Raw genomic sequence first — 23259 nt, forward strand, 5'->3', positions numbered from 1 at the left:
GTCGAACAAAAAGGTGGCTGCCCATCCTTGACACACACATTCCCCATGTGAGCAACCCATCTATCCCGAGCTGAGACATGGATTGCTTCGCTGCGCTCGCAATGACGAGGATGGGCCGCGGGCATGATTGGAAGACGGAAACCTCACAGCCACGTTGGAGTCGCCTGCAAAACCGGCTATGCATGCGCCGCTTCTGTCCGAGGACCTCTGTTTGTCGCCCGATAACGACCTTTCACCCGCGCCGTTCGGCACGTTCGCCCCGAACGCCGCGCAGGCCGCCATCATTTCGCTGGCCCACCGCACGCGGCTGAAACGCGGCGCGTTTCGCCCCTGGCTGTCGCGGCTGGTCAACCTGGTGCGCGACGGCCCGGTCGATGTGCACTATCAGGGAGCGTCGTTCCGCTTCTATCACCAGGCCAGCGCCACCGAGCGCGGCGCGCTGTTCAATCCCGCCTACAATATCGAGGAACTGGATTTCCTGCGCGCGCATCTGCCCGCGGGCGGCGTGTTCGTCGATATCGGCGCCAATGTCGGGACCTACGCGCTCAGCCTGGCGCGCGATGTCGGCAGCGGCGGCAAGGTGATCGCGATCGAGCCGCATCCGGTCACCCACGCCCGGCTCGCCTTCAACAGCACAGCCTCCGGCTACAGCCAGATGCGGCTGGTCGCGGCGGCCGCCGGCGCCAGCGACGGCGAATTGCTGATCGAAACCGACGGCGACAATCTCGGCGCCAGCCATATCGTGTCGGGCGAGGCATCGGCGCGGGCGATCAAGGTGCCGTCGCTGCGGCTGCAGCGCATCCTCGAGGAAGCCGGCGTCTCGCATGTCGACGCGCTCAAGATCGACGTCGAAGGTTTTGAGGATCGCGTGCTGACCGGCTTCTTCGCGGAGGCGCCACCATCGCTGTGGCCGCGCGCGGTCGTGATCGAGCATCTGTCGAAGGACGAATGGCAGTCGGACTGCATCGCCGACATGCGCGCACGCGGTTATATCGAGACCGGTAGAACGCGCAGCAACACGCTTTTGACGCGAAGCTGAATTTGTCTTGCCGGGCGATTGTTCACACCGCGGGAGAGCTTGATGATCGACCACATCGGATTTCCGGTTTCGGATTATGAACGCTCCAAGGCCTTCTATCTGAAGGCGCTGGCGCCGCTCGATTACGTGCTGGTGATGGAGGTGACGCAGGAACAGCACGGCCACGATCCCGCGGCAGGTTTCGGCGCCAACGGAAAACCCGATTTCTGGATCGGCGGCGAAGGCGGATTGGACAAGCCGCTGCATGTCGCGATCCTCGCCAGGGACCGCGCCACGGTTGACGCGTTCTACAAGGCCGCCATCAATGCAGGCGGGCGCGACAACGGCGCCCCGGGGATCCGCGCGCACTACCACCCGAACTATTACGGCGCATTTGTGCTCGATCCCGACGGCCACAACATCGAAGCCGTCTGCCACGCTCCCGCATAGAGCCGCCGGTTCCATTCGCGCATCGAACTGGAACCTCGCGGGATCACCGCCGTTGTCGCTCCCGACACTAATCCGGGAGATATCACCCCCATTACGCGATCCAAACGAGCTAACACAACCGAAAGAGCTGCCGGGCGAGATGCCGGAAGAGCTGCCGGTGCGCGGACCGAACGGTCCCCACACACCCAATCCTGCGACCGATCAGGGGATGGCCTGACGCGCTGGCTGAACGCGCAATGAATGCAACCCATTGCGACCATGAAATAAATAGCATTCTGCCATTTGTAGACCGCCACAATCCGGCCTAATGATGAGCCGCTCATCGACCAACTGACATGTCAATGAGGGCCCTTCCGTTAGGCCATTCTTCGGGAACCAAGGACATCATGACCAAGCTTCGCATCCTGCTGCTCGCCACCAGCGCCTTGACGGCGACGCAGTTCGCGACCTCCGCATCGCATGCGCAGTCCGCTCCGCTTGTCGTGGCGCAAGCCAAGGAAGACGACCGGGCCAAGGGAGGCCAGCCGCCGCAGAAGGGTGCGCCGCCGCCCGCTGCCGCACCGAAGGCGCCTGCGCCCGCTGCACCGCCGCCTCCGGCTGCGGCTCCCCCACGCCCCGCCGCGCCTCCGCCGCCCCCGGCGGCCGCGCCGCCTCCACGCCCGGCTGCACCGCCGCCACCTCCGCCTGCCGCGGCTCCGCCACGTCAGGCACCGCCATCGCCGCCTCCAGCGGCCGCGCCTGCACGCCCAACGCCGCCACCTCCTCCGCCGGCGGCAGCGCCTACCGCGCCGAAGCAACCGGCTGCGCCGCCTCCGCCACCCCCGCCGCCACCTTCATCCCAGAAGGGGACGCCCTCGCCTGTGCCGCCGCCGCCTCCACCGGCCGGCGCCAAGCAACCGCCGGCGCCCGCTACCACGCCGGCTCCGACAGCACCGCCGACGGCTGCTCCAACCGCGCATCCGCCCGGCGGAAGCACGGCCGTGCCGCCGCGCCCCGGCGCAACGCCCGCCACGCCACCGGCCGCGGGCACACCGACAACGCCGCCACCTGGACCGACCGGCCGCCCCGGCGCACCAACGCCTGGCGGAGCAGCGACGCCCGCGCCGAGTGTCGTCCCGGGCTCGGCAGCCGCAACGCCACCGCCCGGCAGGGCGCAATTCGCTCCGCCGACGGTTGCACCCGCATTCCGGGCCGCACCCAAGGTCACAACGCCACTACCGCCACCGCCGCAGCCACGGCGTGAAAACCTGACGCCGCTCGCGATCGGCGCGGGCGTCGTCGCAGGCGCCGTGGTCGGCGCGACCATCGCCAACATGCACAGCCAGCGACGGGAGGTCACCGAGGGCGGCCGCACGGTCTACTATGAGCCGGACCGCGTCATCATCCGTGACCCGAGCGGACAGCAATACGTCCGCGGCAACGATCTCTATCGCTTCCGCTATGGTGCACGCGACATCCAGACCCAGACCGTCGGCGGCGAGACCCGCACCGTCGTGATCCGGCCGGATGGCAGCCAGATCATCACCGTGGTCGGCAGTGACGGGCGGCTGCTGCGCCGCATCCGCCGCGACGACCGTGGCCGTGAGATCATCATCATCGACAACAGCTACCGCGATCCGCAAGCAGTCGGCGGCTTCTATGTCGATCTGCCGCCGCCAGTGGTCAACATGCCGTACGACCGCTACATCGTCGCCGCGGACGAAGCCCCCCCGGAAGTGATCTACGAAACCCTGAGGGCGCCGCCGGTGCAACGGATCAACCGGCGCTACTCGCTCGACGAAATCCGCTACAGCCCCAATGTGCGGATGCAGATGCCGAGCATCGACGTCAACTCCATCAACTTCGCGACCGGTTCGTGGGAGATCCCGCCGGACCAGGCGGCGAAGCTGCAGGTGATCGCCGACGGCCTGAACCAGGCGATCCAGGCCAACCCGCGCGCAGTGTTCCTGATTGAAGGTCACACCGACAAGGTGGGCTCCGACGTCGACAATCTGTCGCTGTCGGACCGCCGCGCGGAATCCGCCGCAACGCTGCTGACACAGCAGTTCAACGTGCCGGCGGAGAACCTGACCTCGCAGGGTTATGGCGAGCAGTATCCGAAGGAGCAGACCGACGGGCCGAGCGCGATCAACCGGCGCGTCACTATCCGCAACATCACGCCGCTGCTCAATGGCGGACAGGCCTCGCTGCCGCCGCCCCCGCCCGGCACCGCGCCGCCGCGCTGAGGCACGCGCGTTACAAGATGAAATGGCCGGGTGCGATCCCGGCCATTTCTATTTCCTGTTGCATCAGGCGCTGAGCGCCCGTGGCGACACGCAGGCCTCGCAGATGGCGGCGGCGTGCCGGTGATCGGTGCCGCAGCAGCCGCCGAGAACGCGCATCTTCGGAAACGCCTTCCTGAGCGCCACATAGCGCCGCCCGAGATCGGCGGGATCGCCCGCATCGAGCGTTTCCGATTCATCGAGCTCGGCATGGCTCCTGGTCGAGGCATTTGCCCTGACGCCATGGATACGCTCGGTCCAGGCTTCGCCGGCCTTCAATGCATCCTCGAAATGCGCGGGGTGTGCGCAGTTGATCAGGAAGTATTCGGGCGCTCGATCGGTCTTTCGATCCACCGTCTCGATCGCCTCGCGCAGCGTTTCTCCCTTCACGAGGCGGCCATTGGTCTCCACCGTGAACGAGATCGCCGCCGGTATGCCTACCGACCGCGCTGCGCGTGCAATGCCGACCGCTTCGTTGATGCTGTTGAGTGTATAGGCGGTGACCATGTCGGCGCCGCCTTCGGCAAAGGCTGCGATCTGCGCCCGGTGATACTCTTCGGCCTCTCCGGCATCCATGTCGCCGGCCTTGTAGCCGTCGCCGCGCGGGCCGATGGCGCCGCTGATCACGCAGGGCGCGCCTGGCCGTTCCCAGCCGCCGCGTAATTCTTCCAGGAACGCAATCGAACGGACATTGACCGCATCGAGCGCAGCCGCGTCGTAGCCGAGCCTGGCGCCCCAGTCCGGATTGGCGCGCCATGTCGGGCTGTCGAGCACGAAGCCGGTGCCGTGCTCGCGGGCGACGGCCAGATAGGCCGCGTAATACTGCTTCAGCTTCTCGCGTCCGTCTTCGCTGTCGAGCAGCACGAAGGCGGCAAAGTGCGGCAGGTCCACGCCTTCGTGGAAGATCAGCGTGGTTTCCATGCCGCCATCCGTCAGGAAAATGCCGCCGCGGCGTTGCGGCAGGGCGTCTCGATATCTGGCCATTTCAACATCTCCGCGGAAATTGGCGACCTCGATACGTCTCGCGCGCATCGATCGGGTCCGGCGATGTTGGTGCCTCATAGTGTCGCGGCGGCCTAGGCGGCTCGTGGTGCGGATGAACCAGAACGCGCAAAGTGGTACGTATTCAAGTGGTTGGCGATCGAGCGGCAGTGCCGCGGTGCGGCCGCGCATGGAGAAACCGTACCATGAGTACAGTTGCGGAGCCTCGGCCGAGCAAGGGCGAGGCGACACGCGAGCGCATTCTTGAGATTGCGGAGGCCGCCGTTCTCGCCAAGGGATTTGCCGCCACCTCGATCGAGGAAGTGATCGCGGAAGCCGGCCTCACCAAGAGCGGCTTCTTCTACCACTTCAAGGACAAGAACGCGCTCGCGCGGGAGATGCTGCGCAGATACGTCGCGACCAACGACCATCTGTTCGACGAAATCTTCGCGCGCGGCCATGCGCTTTCCGACGATCCACTGCAGGCGTTCCTGATTTCACTGAAACTGCTCGCCGAGACGATGGCCGATCTGCCGAGCGGCCATCCCGGCTGCCTGATCGCCAGCATCTGCTATCAGGAGCGATTGTTCGATCGCGAAGTGCGCGAACTGACCGCGCAGTCGGTCCGGGACTGGAACGCGCGCTTCCGCAGCATTCTCGACGGCATCGCCGCCGTCCATCCGCCGCGGGAGCCGGTCGATCTCGACGATGTCGCCGACATGCTGTCCTGCGTCGTCGACGGCGCCATCATCATGTCCAAGACGCTGAACGATCCGAAACGGCTGGAGCGCCAGATCCTGATCTTCCGGACCTGCATCAAGCTGATGTTTGCGCCGGCGCCGTCCTCGTGACGCGCGCAAGCGCGCGCAAAGCTACTGGCCGGTCATTGCAAGGCCGAGCGCCTCCGCCATCACGCGAAACACTTCGGTATTGTCCATCGAGCCCTTGACCCGGTCGCTGCCGGGTCCGGTCGCGGTCAGGATGACGTCCTCGCCGGAATGCACGCTCGCGCCAATCAACGCCGGCAGGTTGCCCGGCCGCAGCACGGCGCCGGGAACGTCCTTGTATTTCTCATTGGCCTTGAATGTTCCGGCATCGTCGCCCTTCACGGTCGGCTCGTTGGGATCGTCGAGCTTGGGACGGAAGGTCTCGTAGTGATCGGGAAGGCTGGCCGAGAAAATGGCAAGCCGCCGGCTGACGTCGACGCGCGTCGGATAGCCTTCCGCATCGGGCGCCGGATAGTTGGGAAAGCCGGCCTTGTCGTAGACGCCAACGCGTTCGCGGAACGGCACGTTCGGTATCGCACTCATGTCGTCATTGATGGTGCCGACAAGGCTGTTGGGGTGGTTGTGGTCCGCCACGACCATGATCAGAGTGTCGTCGCCGCGCTTGCTCGCCCAATCGCGAGCGAGGCGCACGGCGTTATCGAGCATGATGGTGTCATAGACCGCGCGCTCCATGTCGAGCAGATGCGCGTATTTGTCGATCATGCCGGACTCCACCATCAGGAAGAAGCCGGCCTCGTTCTTCGACAGCACGCCCAAGGCTGCCTGAACCTGTTCGGTCAGGTCGGGCTGCTCGGGGAATTTCCTGACGCCGCCGCCCTTGAGGAATTTGCGGTCGAGCGCCCCGTCCATATTCCCGGAGGCGAACAGGCCGAGCAACTTGCGCGTCTCGGGCCTGGCGGCAAGCGCGTTCAACTCGCTTGCCGTGGCCGCGAAGGGATAGCCGGCCTCCTTGAAGCGGGCGACGTAATCGACATCATCCTTGCGCTTTCCGGACGCAGCCCTTGGCAGGAAATTGGCGCTGCCGCCGCCGAGCAGCACATCGGGCCTGGCCGCGAAATACTGCTCGACGATCTGGTCGTACTCCGCGCGGCGGCGGGTATGGGCCACCATCGCCGCCGGCGTTGCATCCTGGATCTCGGTATTGCTGACAATGCCGACGGCCATATTGAGCCGGCGCTTGACCAGGCTTGCAATAGTCTCGACCCTGGGATCGTCCAACGGGTCCCTGGTGCGATCCGCATAGACACCCATCGCATTGACGGCGCTCTTGTGGCCGGTGGCATAGGCGCTGGCCGAGTTCGCGGAATCGGTGATGATCGAATCGATGCCCGCGGTCGCCACCAGCGCCATGTGGGGCATGTCGTCGATCGCGAGCTTGCCGAGGCTCTTTCCTTCCGCGATGCCCCTGGAAAGCAGCCGCGCCGCGATGCGATGCGAGGGCGACATGCCGTCGCCGATGAACAGGATGACGTTCTTCGCCTTGCGCGGCGGCGTGCCGTAGACGGTCCATGTCACCTTGCGGCTCTGCGCGCCGTCACCGGCCTCGACGACGACAGGTCCCGGCGCGGTCAGCACGACATCGCGGAGCAGCAGCGCCGATTGATCCTTGCCGTCCTCGCGCTCGGCGAACGTTCCCGCCCGGCCGAATGCGACGGCATAGTCCTGACCGTTGACCGTCACCTTCAGCTTCGCCGGATCGACCTTGTCGGGAAATTCGACCTTGAAGTCGAACCGCGCGCCGGAAAGGATGTCGGCGCGGTCGATGGGATAGATCGTCTGCGCCTCGGTCGCTGATGCCAAAAGCAGGAGGCCGAGAGCGACGGCGGCAGGCTTGATCATGATCGAGGCTCCGGTCGGAGACACGGAGCGGCACGTCGGCGGCTGCTCCGCAACAATTCAGGCGGGCAAATCTACCTGTCAGGGATGACGTGTCGATAACGGAGGCGCGCGAAGGCTCTTGCCCCGGACGCCGCGCAGCACGAAGTGATGCGCTGCCGAGCCGGGGCCCAAGTGCGGATCGGCTATGTGGCGTTGGGTCCCGGCTCTGCGCCGCACCGCTACGCGCTGCGTCGCGTCCGGGACACGAGGGCGCTTTCAATCCTTGTCGCTCTTGTCGTTGTCGAGCTTGGGGATGTACGCGCCCTCGCCGGCCGAGAGCAGGCCGGTCTTTGTGAAGATGTTCAGCTTGGCGCGGGTGTCGGCAATGTCGAGGTTGCGCATGGTGAGCTGGCCGATGCGGTCTGCCGGCGTGAATGCGGCGTCCTCGACCTTCTCCATGCTGAGCCGCTCCGGCTGATAGGTCAGGTTCGGGCTCTCGGTGTTGAGGATCGAATAGTCGTTGCCGCGGCGCAGTTCGAGCGTCACCTCGCCGGTGACGGCGCGGGCCACCCAGCGCTGGGCGGTTTCGCGCAGCATCAGCGCCTGCGAATCGAACCAGCGGCCCTGATAGAGCAGCCGTCCGAGGCGCATGCCGCTGATCCGGTACTGCTCGATCGTATCCTCGTTGTGAATGCCGGTGACGAGGCGCTCGTAGGCGATGTGCAAGAGCGCCATGCCGGGCGCTTCGTAGATGCCGCGGCTCTTCGCCTCGATGATGCGGTTCTCGATCTGGTCGCTCATGCCAAGGCCGTGCCGACCGCCAATGGCATTGGCTTCGAGGAACAGCGCGACCGGATCGGCAAAAGTCTGGCCGTTCAGCGCGACGGGCTGCCCCTCCTCGAAACGCACCACGACCTTCTCGGCCTTGACGGCGCAGTCGTCGCGCCAGAACGGCACGCCCATGATCGGGTTGACGATCTTGATGCCGCTGTCGAGCTGCTCGAGATCCTTGGCCTCGTGGGTGGCGCCGAGAATGTTGCTGTCGGTCGAGTACGCCTTTTCGGCGCTCATCTTGTAGGCGAAACCGTTGGCGGTCATGAACGCCGACATTTCGGCGCGGCCGCCGAGTTCGTCGATGAAGAGCTGGTCGAGCCAGGGCTTGTAGATCCGCAAGCTCGGATTGGTCAGCAGGCCGTAGCGATAGAACCGCTCGATGTCGTTGCCCTTGTAGGTCGAGCCATCGCCCCAGATGTTGACGCCATCCTCCTTCATGGCCGCGACCAGCATCGTGCCGGTCACGGCGCGGCCGAGCGGCGTGGTATTGAAATAGGCGATGCCGCCGGTTGAAACGTGGAAGGCGCCGGACTGGATCGCGGCAATGCCTTCGTGAACCAGTTGCGTGCGGCAATCGACGAGGCGGGCCTTCTCGGCGCCAAACTCCATCGCCTTGCGCGGAATCTCGTCGTAATCGGCCTCGTCAGGCTGGCCGAGGTTGGCGGTATAGGCAAAGACCTTCGCGCCCTTCTGCTTCATCCAGAGCAGCGCCGCGCTGGTGTCGAGACCGCCGGAGAAAGCGATGCCGACCTTGTCTCCCTTGGGCAGGCTTTTCAGAATCGTACTCATGGAGCTTCCAATCGGTCGAAATGGCGGATTGCCGGTTGCGGCTTTCAGGGCGCGAATAACAAATTTCGCAGCCCGGGGCACGCGTTTAATGGGCCTCGCGGCCGGCCGGATCAGGCCGCGGTGCGGCCGCGCCAGCGTTGCCACAGGCGGTAGCCGGGCCGGCCCCAGCGCCCCAGCGCGGCCTCGACCTGCGCATCCGTCAGCCGCGTCGACGGCCAGCGGTAGATCCAGGCATAGGCCAGCCAGATCACGAAAAAGCTGACGAGACCGGCGGCGGCGACGTCGGTAAAGAAATGCCCGCCGAACGCCATCCGCAGTCCGCTGGTGACGACCCCGAACACGGTCGCCGCGACATAGGCCAGCGGTCGCCAGGCCGGCGGCGTCAGGGCTGCGGGGGCGTAGGTCCAGAACGCGGTGGCGCCCTCGCCGGAGAAGAACGAGCAGTTGCGTCCGCACTCGCCGCGCGGATCCCACCACGGCACGAATTTCCAGGGACCGTTGAACTCCGTCACCGCCACCGGCCGCGGCCGGCCCCAATGGCTCTTGAAGGTAAGGTTGGTGAGCACGATCGCGGAGAGCAGGATCGTGACCAACAGAAACACCGCCGCGCGTCCCGACATCAGCATCGGCCTGTCCGGCCGCAGCAGTTTCGCGATGATGGCAAACAACGCCGGCAGCGCTAGCGCCCAGGCGATCCACATCGCGCCATCGCGCGCAAAGGCGGCAAGCCCGTGCTGCTTCAGTGGATAGGATGCGGTCTCAGGATCGTAAAACAGTGCCGCCAGCTTCAGGTCGAGTTCGGGAAAGATCCCGAACAAAAGTCCGATGACGAGCGAGAGGCCCAACGCAATGACAAGTCCGGTCCGGTTCATGGCGCGGGGTTTAGCCGAGGCGATGGGGGATGGAAAGACTTAGGCCTGATTTCACGACAGCGGGCGGGAGCGCGACGGCAATGGCGGCGGTGGACGTAGCGGAGACGGCGGCTGGCGCCATGCGCCGGCGTTGCGCCCGGCGACCAGCCAATAGACGAGCCCGGCGACGATGCCCGCGCCCGTCATGATTTCGAGATGGCGCCGTATGATGCCGTCGAACCGCAGCGTTTCGGTATCGAACGGGATCAGGCCGAGATAGCAGGCCGCGCCGACGATCGCGCCGCCCACCGCATAGGCCAGCACGCTGCGGATATAAAAGGCTTCCGTGATCAGGACCACGATCAGCGCCGGCAGCAGTGCGAAGCCGGACAGGAAGATGAAGCCGAAGCCGAGCAGGACATTGATCGCGTCCTCGTCGATCGGCTCGCCGGCGAGATCTGAGATCTCCGGATACAGCACCGCACCGACCACGATCATCCCCGCGACGAAGCAGGCGGCGAGGAAGGCGAACAGGATGACGAAGATGCGGCCGATCAGGGACATGGCTGCCCCGTCATTGCTTCGTCGCTTCGCTCCCTTGCGCAAACGCTTCGCGTTTGTCGCAGGCAATAACAGGGTTGCATGAGGCGACTTCTCCTCAATCCGTCATCGCCATGGCGCGCAGCGCCTGGCGTTCGCGCGCAGAGAGTTTCTCGGTCTCCGACTTCAACTGCCCGCAGGCGGCGAGGATGTCGCGGCCGCGCGGCGTGCGCACCGGCGAGGAATAGCCGGCGTTGAAGATGTATTCGGAGAACTTTTCGATCTGCTCCCAATCCGAACATTCGTAAACCGAGCCCGGCCACGGGTTGAACGGGATCAGGTTGATCTTGGCCGGAATGCCCTTGAGCAGCTTCACCAGCAGCCTCGCATCGTCGAGGGAATCGTTGACGCCCTTGAGCATCACATATTCGAAGGTGATGCGGCGCGCGTTCGACGATCCCGGATAGTCGCGGCAGGCCTGCAGCAATTCGGCGATCGGGTATTTCCGGTTCAGCGGCACCAGTTCGTTGCGCAGATCGTCGCGCACGGCGTGCAGCGAGATCGCCAGCATGACGCCGATCTCCTCGCCGGTGCGGATGATGTTGGGCACCACGCCCGAGGTCGACAGCGTGATGCGGCGGCGGGAAATGCCGATGCCTTCATTGTCGGCAACGATCAGCAAGGCATCGCGCACCGCGTCGAAATTATAGAGCGGCTCGCCCATGCCCATCATGACGATGTTGGTGACGAGGCGGCTGCCGGTCGGCGTCTCGCGATCGGCCCAGTCGTTGAGGCGGTCGCGCGCCACCATGATTTGGCCGACGATTTCGCCGGCGGTGAGATTGCGCACCAGCCGCTGCGTGCCGGTGTGGCAGAACGAGCAGTTCAGCGTGCAGCCGACCTGCGAGGAGACGCAGAGCGTGCCGCGATCGGTTTCGGGAATGTAGACGCACTCGACCTCGTGCGCCTTCTGCAGCGTGTCGCCGCTCGGCAGCCGCAGCAGCCATTTGCGGGTGCCGTCATTGGAGATCTGCTCGGCGACCACTTCGGGGCGATCGACGGTAAAATGCTGCTCCAGATGCGCACGCATGTCCTTGGAGACGCTGGTCATCTCGGCAAAGCTCCTGGCACCGCGGAAATACATCCAGTGCCAGAGTTGCTGCGTCCGCATCTTGCGCTGCGCCGGCGCAATGCCGATCTCGCCGAGCCGATCGGCGATCTCGGCGCGTGACAGGCCGATCAGCGAGGGTTTTGCCGGCGGCACATAGGTTTCGAGCGGAACCTTCTCCAGCGGCGCCACGGGCGAGGTCGCCGTGGAATTCGTTTCGATCGAAACTGCGGTCATCGTATTTCTGCTCTCGGGAGGTTTCTCCCTCATCCTGAGGAGCGGCGTCTTCGCCGCGTCTCGAAGGATGAGAGCCGGGCCGCATGGTTCGAGACGGCGCAAGCGCCTCCTCACCATGAGGGGAGAGAGCTCCAAATAGGCCTTCCTGAGGCGGCAAACAACGGCGTTCTGGGCCTAAAAGCGGCTAGCGCTTGCAATCCTGCGCCAGCCGGTCGAGCGCCTGGGACAGTCCCTTCAGCGAGAAGACGTCCGTGGTCTCGGTTCCCTTGGCGGAGACGCCCTTCACCACGGCTTCGGCCGATTTGCGCATCGCGCTGACCATCTGCTCTTCCTCGGCCGCGTTCTTGATCCAGAGCCCGTCGCCCTGCGTGTACATCGCGAAAGCCGCGCCGCCGACCTCAAGCGAGGATTCCGAGCCCGGCTTCAGCGCGTAACCGATCATGATCGAGACTTCGTTGAAGACCCGCTCCGCCGGACGCGTCGAGACGAACGCATAGGCGGGATCGCGCGGGCGATTCGGCGGATTGGTTTTCGACGACGCGGGCTTTGCCAGCGCGAAGCACACCTTCCTGCCGTTCGGCGTCGCCGTGTAGGCGCCCCAGGTGCCGAACTGGCCGATCAAGGTTGGCTCCGCGCCACCTGCCGCAGCGGTCGCTGCCGGTTCCGGCTTTGCCGGCGGTTTTGGCGCAGCCTTTGCGGCCGGCGCGGGTGCCGTCTTGGCTGATTCCTTCGCGCCTTTTGGAGCAGCGCCCTGTGCCTGCGCGAGGGATGCTGTCCCACACAGCGCGGCAATCGCAACCAGAAATGCCAGTATTCGCAACACGGACAACTGGTTCCCTCATCATTGTGACTGGAAGATGGCCCGAAGGCGCATCGCGCTGCGGGGGATGGATAGCCGGGAAATGCTTTCTTGGGAAGGCAGTTACATCGTTGTCGCCGTGGTGGCGACGCTTCGTCCCAGGTCGCTTCAGCGAATCAAAAAGCGCGGGCTTTGTGTCAAGCGTTGATGTCAACTCTCTGCATTAACTTTTCGACCTCCGCTCGCGCTGCTGCTGCCACTGCGCATCGGTCCATTGCAGCAGATCCTCGGCGCCCGAACTGCGCAAATGCGCGCCGCCATCCTGCACCACCATCTCGCCGTTGATGTAACCGGCCTGGTCGGAAATCAGGAAGCTGGCGAGATTCGCAAGCTCGCTGTGCTCGCCGGCGCGGCCAAGCGGATTGCGCTCGGCCCAGCCTGCATCGCGCCCCTCGGGGCGAAGCTGGCCCGACGCACCCGGCGTTGGAAACGCGCCCGGCGCGATCGCGACCGTTCGCACGCCCTTGGGCCCCCACTCCACTGCAAGACTCCTGGTCATCGCCAGCACCGCGGACTTCGCCATCGCCGACGGCACCGTGAAGGCGCGGCCGGTGATCGTGGAGGTCGAGAGAATGCTCAACACCACGCCCTTGCGCTTGCCGTCGATCCAGCGGCGGCCCGCGGCGAGCGTGCAGTACATCGTGCCGTGCAGCGTCGGCGCCAGGATCGCATCTGCCGCGCGAGGCGACAGGTGCTCGGTCTGCGCGATGAAGGTCGCGGCGGCGTTGTTGACCAGCACGTCGATCGGCGCATCGCGCCAGACCTCGTCCATCATGGCATCGACCGCGGCGCCGTCGCGGATGTCGCAGGCGATCACGTTGACCTTGCCGCCGATGTCGTCGCGCAGCCGCGCGGCCGTCGCTTCCAGCACGTCCAACCGGCGGCCACAGATGATCAGCTCGGCGCCGAGCTCGGCGAAGCGACGCCCCATCGCAGCTCCCAGTCCCGAGCCGCCGCCAGTGACCAATATCCGCTTTCCCGCCAGCAAGCCCTTTTCGAACATCGTTTGAATCCTCCAGCCACCATGAGGCTATGCCTCGAATCGGATTGTAGCCCGGCTTCAAATCCGGCATGAAGCTGTCAGTATTCCGTGTCGGTCCGAAAATCAGGTGCGTCATGAAAGCCATTCTCTGCTCGCAATATTGCCAACCCGACGATCTCGTGCTGGCGGATGTGCCAGATCCGGTGGCGGGACCGGGCGAAGCCGTCATTGCGATCAAGGCGGCGGCGCTGAATTTCTTCGACATCCTGATGATCCAGGGCAAGTACCAGATCAAGCCGCCGTTTCCGTTCTCGCCGGCCGCCGAGGTTGCCGGCGTGATCGAAAGCGTCGGCGCTGGGGTCACCGACCTCAAGGCCGGCGATCGCGTGGTGGCATCCTGCGGCCATAATGGCGCGCGCGAGAAGATCGCGCTGCCCGCGGCTTCGATCGTGAAAATCCCCGACAATCTCGACTTCGATCGCGCCGCCGGCATCATCATCATCTACGGCACCGCGCTGCACGCGCTGGAAGATCGCGCCAGTCCGAAGCCGGGCGAGACGCTCGCGGTGCTCGGCGCGGCGGGCGGCACCGGCCTCGCCGCCTGCGAACTCGGCAAGCTGATGGGCCTGAAGGTGATCGCCTGCGCCTCGTCGGACGAGAAACTCGAATTCGCCAAGGCGCACGGCGCCGAGCTGACGCTGAACTACAGCAAGGAGGACCTCAAGGAGGGCTTGCGGCGGCTGACCGGCGGCAAGGGCGTCGACATCATCTTCGATCCGGTCGGTGGCAGCTATGCCGAAGCCGCATTGCGCTCGATCGCCTGGGAAGGCCGCTTCCTGGTGATCGGCTTTGCGGCGGGCGACATTCCAAAGATGCCGCTCAACCTCGCGCTGCTCAAGGGTTGCGATATCAGAGGCGTATTCTGGGGCGCATGGACCAGGCAGAATCCGGAGAAGAACCGCGTCAATCTCGAGAAGCTCGTGAAGTGGACCGCGGAAGGCAAGATTTCCTCCCATGTCGACCGCACATTCCCGCTGGCGCAAACCGCCGAAGCGCTGAAGGTGCTCGCCGGCCGCAAGGCCATGGGCAAGGTGATCCTGCATCCCTGAGGCGAACGAGCCCGGCGCGACGTCGGGCCGCCCAATTTCAAGACCGTATTCTTCCGGTCCGCTTCGGAACCGCCTTGCCCCGAACGACGCGCAACCGGTTCGGCGCGACGCGCGCAAACGGCAACCGCCGGGAATCGTTCTCAAAAATTATCTCACTAAAAAAGAAATTGCGCGTAACAATGCGTGTGTTCAAACCGCCGCATGCCGCCCCCACGCCTTAATCATACCAAAAATATTTCTAATTCGCACCGGCGGTTGTCGTTTTTTGAACCCAATCTGTGTGCGACCTTAGGGGTGGTAGCGCGGCTCCTGTACACCAACAAGAGCAAGAAGAACGTGCAGGGGACGCGCGTCGTGGCGTTCAGTATTGGGGAGCATCTTTCATGGCCGAGAATAACAGACCTGTTCAGGCAAGAGACCCGTTCGACAGGTTCGACGAAGCCATCAGCGATCCTCGGCTGTATGAGGCCGAACAATCCCGATACGAACAGCTCCGCTATCAGCAGGCGCCGCGATACGAGCAACCCCGGTACGACCAGCCGCAGTATGACCAGCCCTTCGCGCTGTCGTTCGAGCGGACCGAGGTGCTGCCGGAGGAACTGCCGCCACATGAGGAGGTGCCGCTCTTCCTCTCCAACTACGAGGAAGAGTCCCATCAGCAGGTTTCCGAATATGCGTTCGGCAGCGGCAAGTTCGGCAGCGGCGGCGGGCTGAGGAGGCCGAGCGCCGGCCGCATCATCACCGGTGTCACCGTGGTCTCGGCAATCGCGGCCGTTCTGGCCCTGTTTTCGATCGACTCGACCCGCGCCGTGATATTCAATGCTTCCCTCGGCGGCGGCGGTGGCAGCGCGCCGCCGCCCGCCGCCCAGATCGCGGCGGCCGCGCCGGAGCCCGGCCAGATGCCGCAGCGTGTCGCCGCGCCGCCGATCGCTGCCGAACCGACCGGCGCCGAGGTCGTTGCCTCGCGCCGTGCGGCGCCGACCACCACCGCGACGGTCTCGGGCTCGCCGACACGCAACGAAATTGCCGCGGCCTATCAGAGCGCCCTCAAGGGCAAGGTTCCGGCTCCCGAGCCGGTGGCCAAGGAACCGCCCCAGGTCGTCGCAGCGATCGCTCCGGCGGCAGCCCCGGTTGCTGCGCCCGCGCCGGCTGTCCGCGAACCGGCTCCGGTGACCCGTGAGGTTGCCCCGACTCGCCGCATCGATCCGGACGAGCTGGCGACGCTGTTGACGCGGGCCAAGAGCCTGCTTTCGATTGGCGATATCACCTCCGCCCGGCTGCTGCTCGAACGCGCGGCTGATGCGCAGGAGCCGGAAGCAGCGTTGATGCTTGCGGGAACCTACGATCCGCAGGTGCTCGGCACCCAGGACCTACGGAGCATTACACCCGACCCCGCGGCGGCGAAGGTCTGGTACCAGAAGGCCGCCCAGATGGGTTCGGCCGACGCGAAGCGAAGACTCGGCCAACTACAGAACTAGGAAGTTACTAAAACCAGCGCACAGAGGAACCCATGCGTCACTTAGTGGGAATGGCATTGCTCGCCATAACAGTGGCATGCAGCAATACGGCGGCCAAGGCCGCCGAGACGGAATACGATCCGGCCAAGGTGAGCGAAAGCCTGAAGGCCATTTTTCAGTTCGGCTCAGTCGCCACCAAGCAGGCGCTGAACGCGAACACAGTCACACTGATCTCCGGAACGATCGGCGGCACCTACGTGCAGTTCGGAGCCGACCTTGCTTCCGTGCTCGACGATGGGAACAAGTTGCGCGTACTCCCCATCGTCGGGCGCGGCTCTGTGCAGAGCGTGGCCGACATCCTGTTCCTGCAGGGTGTCGACCTCGGCATCGTTCGCGCCGACACGCTCGACTATCTCGAGAAGAAGGGCTTCGCCAAGGACATCAAGAAGCAATTCACCTATGTCACGAAGCTCTACAACGAAGAGATGTACGTCATCGCGTCGAAATCGGTGACCAACATCAACCAGCTCAACGGCAAGAAGGTCAGCGTCGATCTTCCCAACGGCGGCACCTTCGTCACCGCCGCTGTCGTGTTCGAGCGGCTCGGCCTCAAGCCGAATTTCGTCTATATCGAGCAGCGCATCGCGATGGAGAAGATGCGGGCCGGCGAGATCGACGCCGTCATCGCGGTCGGCGGCAAGCCCTACAAGTCGGTCAGCAATTTCAACGACGACCGCTTCCACCTCGTGCCGGTCGACTATGCGCGGCCGCTGCAGACCGACTATCTGCCGGCGGTGCTGACCTCCAAGGATTATCCCAACCTGATTCCGGAAGGGGGGAAGGTCGACACCATTGCCGTGCCGGCGGTGCTCGCTGCCTATAATTGGGCGCCCAACACCGAGCGCTACCGCAAGCTGGCGCTGTTCGTGGACGCCTTCTTCACGAAGTTTCCGAAATTCCAGAACCCGCCCTTCCATCCAAAATGGAAGGAAGTGTCGCTGTCGGCGCCGCTGCAGGAATGGCAACGTCTCCCGGTCGCCGATCAATGGCTCAAGAGCCACAACGTCGAGGCCGTGACACGCGCCAGATTCGACGAATTCCTGAAGCAGAGCCCGGCAACCGCGGCGAGCGTCAAGTCGGACTCGGACAAGGAAGCCCTGTTCAAGCAGTTCCAGGCCTGGGAAGCGGAACGAAACACCAAGGCGCAAGTTCACTCGCGCTAATTGGAAGCGCATTCGAGAAATGCACGCCCTCGGACCTCGGTCCGGGGGCGTCGCGTTAGGGGCGCCTGATTATCCCGTCACCTCCGCGGCATCGATCCCGCGCTTCAGCGCCGCACGGGCCGCCTTGCGGTGCTCCTCGGTGATGTGGCCTGCGACCATGCGAATGGCGGTGGCGAGCACCGCGGCATCGTCGGTGAAGCCGAGCAGGGGCAGCATGTCGGGCATGAAATCGAACGGCAGGATGAAATAGGCGACGGCGCCGAGCAGCGACGCCTGCACGTGACGCGGCGTCTGTTTGTCGAACGCACAATAATACGCCGCGAGCAGATCCTCGGCGAAGGGAAGCTTCGCCACCCCCTGCTTGAACTTTTTCCAGAAGCGCCGGCGCACGCTCTCGCGGTCCTGCGCCAGCCGGTCCGCTGGCTCGAAACCCACGGTGTGATCGGACGATGCCATCGCGGCGTTCCCTCCAGGATATCCGGCGCCGATAGAGAATTGGGGATGTCCCCCCTGCCCCGCAAGTAGCCGGCCCCGCGCCTCAGGTGACGCCCAACTGCCTTGCAATCGCGTTCATGGCCCTGGCGAGATCGATATCGCGCTTCGTCACGCCGCCGGCGTCGTGGGTCGCCAAGACCACCTCCACCGTCTTGTAGACGTTCTTCCATTCCGGGTGATGGTCGTTCTTTTCCGCGACCAGCGCAGCCCGGGACATGAAACCGAAGGCTTCGTTGAAATCCTTGAAGGTGAAGGTCCGCGCGATCGCCTCGAGCCCCGCCGTCTCGGACCAGCCGGAAAGTTCCGCCAGCGCCGATTTCCGCGCCTCGGCCGATAGCCGTTCCACCATGATCGCCTCCTGTTCCAGACCGTCCCGACCCTAACACCGAAGCGTGCGCTGCGGATCCCCACCCAAAATGCGCGACAATCGGCCGCCAGTGGCGGCGCCCGGTAACCATGACGCAGATGTAATAATGGGCCAGCGGCAAATTTTGCTACGGTGTCGGTCCCAGGCGTGCCGCTGGCGTCATATTGCACCTCAAACGATCCCAGGACTGATGAGCGACAGCCCTCTCGTTTCGGAAAAGCCGGTCCCGCCGTCGCCCCGCTCCGCGCAAAGGCGCCTGACATTCGTCACGCTGGCCGGTGTGCTGGCCGTCGTCGGCGCGCTGGCCGCCGGATATTATTTCGCGATGCGGCCGGTGACCTTGCGGATCGCTGTGGGTCCCGCCAACAGCGACGATCTCAAGGTCGTGCAGAACCTGGCGCAGGCCTTCAACAACCAGCGCAACAGCCTGGTGCGGCTGCGGCCGGTGCAGACCGACGGCGCGGTCGCGAGCGCCAGCCTGCTCGGCGACGGCAAGGTCGATCTCGCCATCATCCGCGGCGACCTCGAGGTGCCGAGGAATGCGCAGGCCGTGGCCACGCTGCGCAAGAACGTCGTGGCGCTGTGGGTGCCGCCAGCAGCCAAGCCGAAAGGCAGGAAAGCCGCGCCCGCCATCACCAAGATCAGCCAGCTTGCCGGACGCCGCATCGGCGTGGTCGGCCGCACCCAGGCCAATGTCAATCTGCTCAAGGTGATCCTGCGGCAATACGGCATCGATCCGGCCAAGGTCGAGATCATCCAGTTCCCCGCCAGCGAGGCCGCCGACGCCATCCGCAACCAGAAGGCGGACGCCTATCTCGCCGCCGGCCCGGTCAACAGCAAGATCACGGCCGACGCGATAACAGCGACGGCGCGCGACGGTGCGCCGCAGTTTCTGGCGATCGATTCGGCCGAAGCCATCGCGCAGAACCATCCGGCCTACGAGGCTTCCGAGATCCCGGCCGGAACGTTCGGCAGCGCGCCGAGCCGGCCCGAGGAAGAGATCAAGACCATCAGCTTCTCGCATCACATCGTGGCGCGCCGGGGCATCGCGGAATCGACGGTCGCGACCTTCACGCGGCAGTTGTTTGCGGCGCGCCAGAACCTGAAGAACGAATTCCCGCTCACCGCCAAGATCGAAACGCCCGACACCGACAAGGACGCCACGATCCCGGTTCATCCCGGCGCGGCTGCCTTTGTCGACGGCGAGGAGAAGACCTTCCTCGACCGCTACAGCGATTACATCTGGTGGAGCCTGATGGCGGTATCCGCCATGGGGTCCATCGGCGCCTGGTTCGCCGGCGCCCTGAAGAAGGATGATCGTAGCATCAACACGTCGCAGCGCGACCGCCTGCTCGATATGCTCACCGCCGCCCGCCAGTCCGATTCGATGGAAGAACTCGACCAGATGCAGGCGGAAGCGGATGCCATCCTGCGCGACACGCTGCAATGTTTCGAGCACGGCACGATCGAGGAAGGAACGCTGACCGCGTTCAATATCGCGATCGAGCAGTTCCACAACGCGGTGGCCGACCGCAAGACGCTGCTATTGAGCATGCCGCAAAACCTGCAGCGGGCGAGCGCGCAATTCCGTGCCGCCGGCAATGCGTGACGGACCGATCCGGTAATAGGGCCGTCATCAATTCGTTCTAGGTCTGTCGGTGATCATCGTCGTCCACCCCAGATCCGGAACAGGCCCGCATGACGATCAGAATTTCCGGCAATTCGTCCCGTCATGGTCTCCGCGGAATTTCCCGACGACGTTTTCTTGCCGGCGCGGGTGCCGGGGCCGTCGGCGTCATCGCCATGCCCTATCTCAGCCGCGCCGCGGACCGGCCGCGGGTGACATCAGGCGTGCAGTCCGGCGATGTGAGCATGGACGGCGGCGTGGTGTGGTCGCGGGCCGACCGGCCCTCGCAAATGCTGGTCGAAGTCTCCACCACCGAATCCTTTGCCAAGGTGCGCGCCCTACCGCCGATTGCGGCGCTGCCCGAAACCGACTTCACCGCCAAAATGCTGCTGGAGAATCTTCCGGCGGGGCAGGACATCCTCTACCGCGTGAAATTCCGCGACCTCTCGCATCCGGAAATGACGAGCGAGCCGGTCGTCGGACGCTTCCGCACCGCGCCGGCCGATCGCCGCGACGTCAGTTTCGTGTGGGGCGGCGACGTCGCCGGACAGGGGTGGGGCATCAATCCTGACGACGGCGGCATGTTCACCTTCGCCACCATGCGCAAGCATCGCCCGGATTTCCTGCTGCACTCCGGCGACACCGTCTATGCCGACGGCCCGATCAAGAGCGAGGTGACGCTTCCCGACGGCAAGGTCTGGAAGAACCTGACGACCCCGGAAAAGGCCAAGGTCGCCGAAACGCTCGACGAGTTCCGCGCCGCGCACAGGTACAACTTCATGGACGAGCATTTGCGCGCCTTCAACGCCGAGGTGCCGGTCTTCGTGCAGTGGGACGACCACGAGGTGACCAACAACTGGTCGTCATCGAAGGAACTGCCTGCGGCCTACAAGGAGCGCAACATCTCCCTGCTCGCCGCCCGCGCGGCGCGCGCGTTCCACGAAATGTATCCGATGCGCGAGAGCATCGCCGAGCCCGGGCGGCTCTACCGCACGCTGAACTACGGTCCGCATCTCGACGTGTTCATGCTGGATGAGCGCAGCTATCGCGGCGCCAACGGTCCAAACCAGGAGACGGCCTACGGTCCCGAAAGCCATTTTCTCGGGCCCGAACAACTCGCCTGGCTGAAGCGCGCGCTGCTGAACTCCCGCGCGACCTGGAAGGCGATTGCATCTGACATGCCGCTTTCCATCGTCGTCTATGATGACGCAGCCGACAAGAAGGGTTCGGAAGCCGTCGCGCAAGGCGACGGCCCGCCGCGCGGCCGCGAACTGGAGATCGCCGACCTGCTTCGGTTCATCAAGGCATCTGATATCGTCAACACGGTCTGGCTCACCGCCGACGTGCACTATGCGGCCGCGCATTACTACAACCCCGACAAGGCGCAGTTTCAGGATTTCGAGCCGTTCTGGGAATTCGTCTCCGGCCCGCTGCACGCCGGCACCTTCGGCCCGAACGTGACAGACAATACCTTCGGCCCCGAGGTGAAGTTCATCAAGGCGCCGGGACCAGGCAAGCAGAACCTGCCGCCATCGGCCGGCATGCAGTTCTTCGGCCATGTCAGGATCGACGGCACCAGCGGGCAGATGATCGTGACGCTGCGCGACCGCGCCGACGTTGCCTTGTGGTCGACGACGCTCGATCCGAAACCCGCTAAAGCACGATGAGATTAAGATGAATCATCATCGCGCTTTAGGTTATTGTTTGAGCATGATCTTTTCGGAAAACCGCTGCACACTTTTCCGGATCATGCTCTGGCCCTCGCGACGACCGCTGCCGTTCAGGACTTGACGCCGCCGATCTTCAATAGCGCCTGCAGCGCATCGGTCGAACAGGGCTTGGGCAGGCGCGGCTTTGTCGCGAATGCCGCCGGCAGCGTCGCGTCGGCGCCATAGCCGGTGACGAAGGCAAACGGAATCTCGAGCGCCTGCAGTCGTTCGCCGACGGCAAAGCTCTTCTCGCGGACGAGCCCGACATCGAGCAACGCGAATTGCGGTGGCCGGTGTTCGATCAATTCGAGCGCCTTGGCGACGTTGGCGGCGATCCGCACCGTCTTCACACCGAAGCCGAGAATCGTGTCTTCGAAGTCGAGCGCGATGATCGGATCGTCTTCCACGATCAAGACGTCGCCCGGTATGCCGTCATTGGAGATTCGGCCCATCTTCTCGCTCGCTCCAGGTCTCATATCCGATCGAGGGATCCAGGCCGAAGCCCCGGAAGTGGACGAACGGCGGCTGCCTTTCCTGAAAGCGCATCTGCCGGTTCCGGAACCGAGGCCACCACACCGACGTTCTACGGTCTGTCCACTAGTGCACATATCGGCGCCGAAAATCCGATTATTGTGACCGGGAGAGGGAAGGGATTTTCATGCCGACGCGACCAAGCGGCACCGCCGGGGAGCGGCCGTTCAACAATCTGCTGCGCCGTTTGAATGACGCCGACTACGCACTGATCGCGCCGCACCTCGCGGCGACCGACGGCAGTCCGAATGACCTGCTCTACAGCCCCGGCGACAACGTCGAGACGGTGCATTTCCCGTGCGGCCCCAGCCTCGTCTCCTACATGGTCGCCGGCGAGGATGGCCGCGATGTCGAAACCATCCTGATCGGACGGGAGGGTGCCGTGGGCGGCATCGTCAGCCAGGGCTTTCTCCCTGCCTATACCCGCATCATCGTCAAGTTCGCCGGACCCATCGTGCGGCTGCCGGTCAACAAGCTCGATGCGGCCAAAGCCGGGTCGGGCACGCTGAGCAACATTTTTGCGCGTTACGCCGACTGCATGCTGGCGCAGATTTTCCAGTCCACCGCCTGCAATGCGATCCATTCGATCGAGCAGCGAACGGCAAAGTGGATCATTTCGGCGATGGAACGCACCGATGACGGGGACACCGTGCCGCTGACCCACGAGCAACTGTCGACCCTGCTTGGCGTCGGCCGCTCCTACACCAGCCGGGTCATCCAGACCTTCAAGGCGGAGGGCACGCTAGAGACCCGGCGCGGCTCGATCCTGGTCCGCAACGCCATCGAACTGCGGAACCGGTCCTGCCGCTGCAACGAGGCCGTGAAAGGCCATTTTGAGGAGGTTTTGCGGGGGGTCTATCCCGAGCCGGGCATGGGAAATTAGCCGGGCGACCTGCCCAAATCGGCTAACCAAATGCCAAACAAACCATTGTTTTTTGACGTTTTCTGAATATATTGCGCCGCAACGCGTAAGGTGTGCCCGGTCCTTTTGGCCGGGCTTCCTTTTTGGGGCCGGGTTCGAGGCCGGCAGCCCCGTTCGCATTCCAGGTTTTTGAGCGCGATCCGGAGAAGTGGGTCCCGGTTTTCCGGTGAGATCGCGCGTCCACCATTGCACGACCAGAAGAAGAGCCATGAACCTTCGCAACGTCGCCATCATCGCCCACGTCGACCACGGCAAGACCACCCTGGTCGACCGCCTGCTGCAGCAATCCGGCACCTATCGCGA

The 23259-nt window shown here is 64.6% G+C and carries 22 protein-coding genes; 11 read left to right on the forward strand and 11 right to left on the reverse strand.

All coding sequences use genetic code 11. The annotated features are described in order from the left end of the window. Nucleotides 1-211: 211 nt before the first annotated feature. The 3 genes from V7E26_RS20410 (at nucleotide 212) to V7E26_RS20420 (ending at nucleotide 3693) form a co-directional block, all read left to right on the forward strand. A complete protein-coding gene (locus V7E26_RS20410; protein ID WP_324419535.1) occupies nucleotides 212-1039 on the forward strand; it encodes an FkbM family methyltransferase in 828 nt (275 codons plus the stop codon). A gap of 42 nt (nucleotides 1040-1081) precedes the next feature. Beyond that, nucleotides 1082-1468 carry a VOC family protein gene (locus tag V7E26_RS20415; protein WP_324419537.1) on the forward strand — a complete coding sequence of 129 codons (387 nt, stop codon included), beginning with the start codon at nucleotides 1082-1084 and terminating at the stop codon, nucleotides 1466-1468. A gap of 386 nt (nucleotides 1469-1854) precedes the next feature. Further along, nucleotides 1855-3693 (forward strand): OmpA family protein, encoded by a 1839-nt coding sequence (locus V7E26_RS20420; protein WP_324419539.1) that lies wholly within the window; start codon nucleotides 1855-1857, stop codon nucleotides 3691-3693. A gap of 63 nt (nucleotides 3694-3756) precedes the next feature. On the opposite strand, the gene V7E26_RS20425 is transcribed toward V7E26_RS20420, so the two are convergent. Continuing rightward, nucleotides 3757-4713 (reverse strand): homocysteine S-methyltransferase family protein, encoded by a 957-nt coding sequence (locus tag V7E26_RS20425; protein WP_324419541.1) that lies wholly within the window; start codon nucleotides 4711-4713, stop codon nucleotides 3757-3759. 203 nt (nucleotides 4714-4916) lie between these two features. Between V7E26_RS20425 and V7E26_RS20430 the strand changes: the two genes are divergently transcribed. Continuing rightward, the gene (locus tag V7E26_RS20430; protein WP_324419543.1) at nucleotides 4917-5561 is read left to right on the forward strand and encodes a TetR/AcrR family transcriptional regulator; all 645 of its coding nucleotides are present in this window, start codon (nucleotides 4917-4919) and stop codon (nucleotides 5559-5561) included. Between the two features lie 21 nt (nucleotides 5562-5582). On the opposite strand, the gene V7E26_RS20435 is transcribed toward V7E26_RS20430, so the two are convergent. The 7 genes from V7E26_RS20435 to V7E26_RS20465 all read right to left on the reverse strand — a co-directional run bounded on the left by V7E26_RS20435 (nucleotide 5583) and on the right by V7E26_RS20465 (nucleotide 13537). Further along, complete coding sequence (locus V7E26_RS20435; protein WP_324419545.1) at nucleotides 5583-7337, reverse strand: alkaline phosphatase; 1755 nt, start codon at nucleotides 7335-7337, stop codon at nucleotides 5583-5585. A 255-nt stretch (nucleotides 7338-7592) separates the two neighbouring features. After that, on the reverse strand, nucleotides 7593-8939 hold the full coding sequence (argG, locus tag V7E26_RS20440; protein ID WP_324419547.1) for an argininosuccinate synthase: 1347 nt from the start codon (nucleotides 8937-8939) through the stop codon (nucleotides 7593-7595). Nucleotides 8940-9049: 110 nt separating this feature from the next. Further along, on the reverse strand, nucleotides 9050-9811 hold the full coding sequence (locus tag V7E26_RS20445) for a phosphatase PAP2 family protein (RefSeq protein WP_324419549.1): 762 nt from the start codon (nucleotides 9809-9811) through the stop codon (nucleotides 9050-9052). A 51-nt stretch (nucleotides 9812-9862) separates the two neighbouring features. Further along, nucleotides 9863-10354 carry a hypothetical protein gene (locus tag V7E26_RS20450; protein ID WP_324419551.1) on the reverse strand — a complete coding sequence of 164 codons (492 nt, stop codon included), beginning with the start codon at nucleotides 10352-10354 and terminating at the stop codon, nucleotides 9863-9865. A 94-nt stretch (nucleotides 10355-10448) separates the two neighbouring features. Continuing rightward, nucleotides 10449-11675, reverse strand: a complete 1227-nt coding sequence (gene rlmN, locus V7E26_RS20455; RefSeq protein WP_324419553.1) for a 23S rRNA (adenine(2503)-C(2))-methyltransferase RlmN — start codon at nucleotides 11673-11675, stop codon at nucleotides 10449-10451. A gap of 184 nt (nucleotides 11676-11859) precedes the next feature. Then, on the reverse strand, nucleotides 11860-12498 hold the full coding sequence (locus V7E26_RS20460; RefSeq protein WP_442893441.1) for an invasion associated locus B family protein: 639 nt from the start codon (nucleotides 12496-12498) through the stop codon (nucleotides 11860-11862). 199 nt (nucleotides 12499-12697) lie between these two features. Beyond that, nucleotides 12698-13537, reverse strand: coding sequence for an SDR family oxidoreductase (locus V7E26_RS20465; protein WP_324419555.1), 840 nt, complete (start codon nucleotides 13535-13537; stop codon nucleotides 12698-12700). Between the two features lie 113 nt (nucleotides 13538-13650). On the opposite strand from V7E26_RS20465, the gene V7E26_RS20470 reads away from it, so the two are divergent. From V7E26_RS20470 to V7E26_RS20480, 3 genes are all read left to right on the forward strand, one after another. Continuing rightward, a complete protein-coding gene (locus V7E26_RS20470) occupies nucleotides 13651-14625 on the forward strand; it encodes an NADPH:quinone oxidoreductase family protein (RefSeq protein WP_324419557.1) in 975 nt (324 codons plus the stop codon). Nucleotides 14626-15008: 383 nt separating this feature from the next. Then, nucleotides 15009-16103: a hypothetical protein gene (locus V7E26_RS20475; protein WP_324419559.1), complete on the forward strand. Its 1095-nt coding sequence runs from the start codon at nucleotides 15009-15011 to the stop codon at nucleotides 16101-16103. 32 nt (nucleotides 16104-16135) lie between these two features. Further along, entirely contained in the window at nucleotides 16136-17305 is a 1170-nt protein-coding gene (locus V7E26_RS20480) for a TAXI family TRAP transporter solute-binding subunit (RefSeq protein WP_324419561.1), read from the forward strand. A 69-nt stretch (nucleotides 17306-17374) separates the two neighbouring features. Here V7E26_RS20480 and V7E26_RS20485 read toward each other — a convergent pair whose 3' ends face one another. Together V7E26_RS20485 and V7E26_RS20490 are read right to left on the reverse strand one after the other, a co-directional pair. Further along, nucleotides 17375-17761 (reverse strand): YkvA family protein, encoded by a 387-nt coding sequence (locus V7E26_RS20485; RefSeq protein WP_324419563.1) that lies wholly within the window; start codon nucleotides 17759-17761, stop codon nucleotides 17375-17377. Nucleotides 17762-17843: 82 nt separating this feature from the next. Then, a complete protein-coding gene (locus V7E26_RS20490) occupies nucleotides 17844-18149 on the reverse strand; it encodes a 4a-hydroxytetrahydrobiopterin dehydratase (RefSeq protein ID WP_324419565.1) in 306 nt (101 codons plus the stop codon). Nucleotides 18150-18357: 208 nt separating this feature from the next. On the opposite strand from V7E26_RS20490, the gene V7E26_RS20495 reads away from it, so the two are divergent. Both V7E26_RS20495 and V7E26_RS20500 read left to right on the forward strand, forming a co-directional pair. After that, on the forward strand, nucleotides 18358-19776 hold the full coding sequence (locus V7E26_RS20495; protein ID WP_324419567.1) for a TAXI family TRAP transporter solute-binding subunit: 1419 nt from the start codon (nucleotides 18358-18360) through the stop codon (nucleotides 19774-19776). 89 nt (nucleotides 19777-19865) lie between these two features. Next, on the forward strand, nucleotides 19866-21461 hold the full coding sequence (locus V7E26_RS20500; RefSeq protein ID WP_324419569.1) for an alkaline phosphatase D family protein: 1596 nt from the start codon (nucleotides 19866-19868) through the stop codon (nucleotides 21459-21461). Nucleotides 21462-21574: 113 nt separating this feature from the next. On the opposite strand, the gene V7E26_RS20505 is transcribed toward V7E26_RS20500, so the two are convergent. Beyond that, nucleotides 21575-21955, reverse strand: a complete 381-nt coding sequence (locus V7E26_RS20505; protein WP_324419571.1) for a response regulator — start codon at nucleotides 21953-21955, stop codon at nucleotides 21575-21577. Between the two features lie 206 nt (nucleotides 21956-22161). Here V7E26_RS20505 and V7E26_RS20510 point away from each other — a divergent pair, with 206 nt between their 5' ends. Continuing rightward, complete coding sequence (locus V7E26_RS20510) at nucleotides 22162-22917, forward strand: Crp/Fnr family transcriptional regulator (RefSeq protein WP_324419574.1); 756 nt, start codon at nucleotides 22162-22164, stop codon at nucleotides 22915-22917. Nucleotides 22918-23164: 247 nt separating this feature from the next. Continuing rightward, nucleotides 23165-23259: GTP-binding protein (locus tag V7E26_RS20515; RefSeq protein ID WP_324419578.1), on the forward strand; the 95-nt coding region annotated here is incomplete at its 3' end.

The sequence above is a fragment of the Bradyrhizobium sp. genome, assembly GCF_036735945.1.
Classification (GTDB): Bacteria; Pseudomonadota; Alphaproteobacteria; order Rhizobiales; family Xanthobacteraceae; genus Bradyrhizobium.

Coding starts and splice junctions, on each gene's coding strand:
- V7E26_RS20415 (WP_324419537.1), top strand. CDS start 1,082: ATGATCGACCACATCGGATTTCCGGTTTCGGATTATGAACGCTCCAAG.
- V7E26_RS20420 (WP_324419539.1), top strand. CDS start 1,855: ATGACCAAGCTTCGCATCCTGCTGCTCGCCACCAGCGCCTTGACGGCG.
- V7E26_RS20425 (WP_324419541.1), bottom strand. CDS start 4,713: ATGGCCAGATATCGAGACGCCCTGCCGCAACGCCGCGGCGGCATTTTC.
- V7E26_RS20430 (WP_324419543.1), top strand. CDS start 4,917: ATGAGTACAGTTGCGGAGCCTCGGCCGAGCAAGGGCGAGGCGACACGC.
- V7E26_RS20435 (WP_324419545.1), bottom strand. CDS start 7,337: ATGATCAAGCCTGCCGCCGTCGCTCTCGGCCTCCTGCTTTTGGCATCA.
- argG (WP_324419547.1), bottom strand. CDS start 8,939: ATGAGTACGATTCTGAAAAGCCTGCCCAAGGGAGACAAGGTCGGCATC.
- V7E26_RS20445 (WP_324419549.1), bottom strand. CDS start 9,811: ATGAACCGGACCGGACTTGTCATTGCGTTGGGCCTCTCGCTCGTCATC.
- V7E26_RS20450 (WP_324419551.1), bottom strand. CDS start 10,354: ATGTCCCTGATCGGCCGCATCTTCGTCATCCTGTTCGCCTTCCTCGCC.
- rlmN (WP_324419553.1), bottom strand. CDS start 11,675: ATGACCGCAGTTTCGATCGAAACGAATTCCACGGCGACCTCGCCCGTG.
- V7E26_RS20465 (WP_324419555.1), bottom strand. CDS start 13,537: ATGTTCGAAAAGGGCTTGCTGGCGGGAAAGCGGATATTGGTCACTGGC.
- V7E26_RS20470 (WP_324419557.1), top strand. CDS start 13,651: ATGAAAGCCATTCTCTGCTCGCAATATTGCCAACCCGACGATCTCGTG.
- V7E26_RS20475 (WP_324419559.1), top strand. CDS start 15,009: ATGGCCGAGAATAACAGACCTGTTCAGGCAAGAGACCCGTTCGACAGG.
- V7E26_RS20480 (WP_324419561.1), top strand. CDS start 16,136: ATGCGTCACTTAGTGGGAATGGCATTGCTCGCCATAACAGTGGCATGC.
- V7E26_RS20485 (WP_324419563.1), bottom strand. CDS start 17,761: ATGGCATCGTCCGATCACACCGTGGGTTTCGAGCCAGCGGACCGGCTG.
- V7E26_RS20490 (WP_324419565.1), bottom strand. CDS start 18,149: ATGGTGGAACGGCTATCGGCCGAGGCGCGGAAATCGGCGCTGGCGGAA.
- V7E26_RS20495 (WP_324419567.1), top strand. CDS start 18,358: ATGAGCGACAGCCCTCTCGTTTCGGAAAAGCCGGTCCCGCCGTCGCCC.
- V7E26_RS20500 (WP_324419569.1), top strand. CDS start 19,866: ATGACGATCAGAATTTCCGGCAATTCGTCCCGTCATGGTCTCCGCGGA.
- V7E26_RS20505 (WP_324419571.1), bottom strand. CDS start 21,955: ATGGGCCGAATCTCCAATGACGGCATACCGGGCGACGTCTTGATCGTG.
- V7E26_RS20510 (WP_324419574.1), top strand. CDS start 22,162: ATGCCGACGCGACCAAGCGGCACCGCCGGGGAGCGGCCGTTCAACAAT.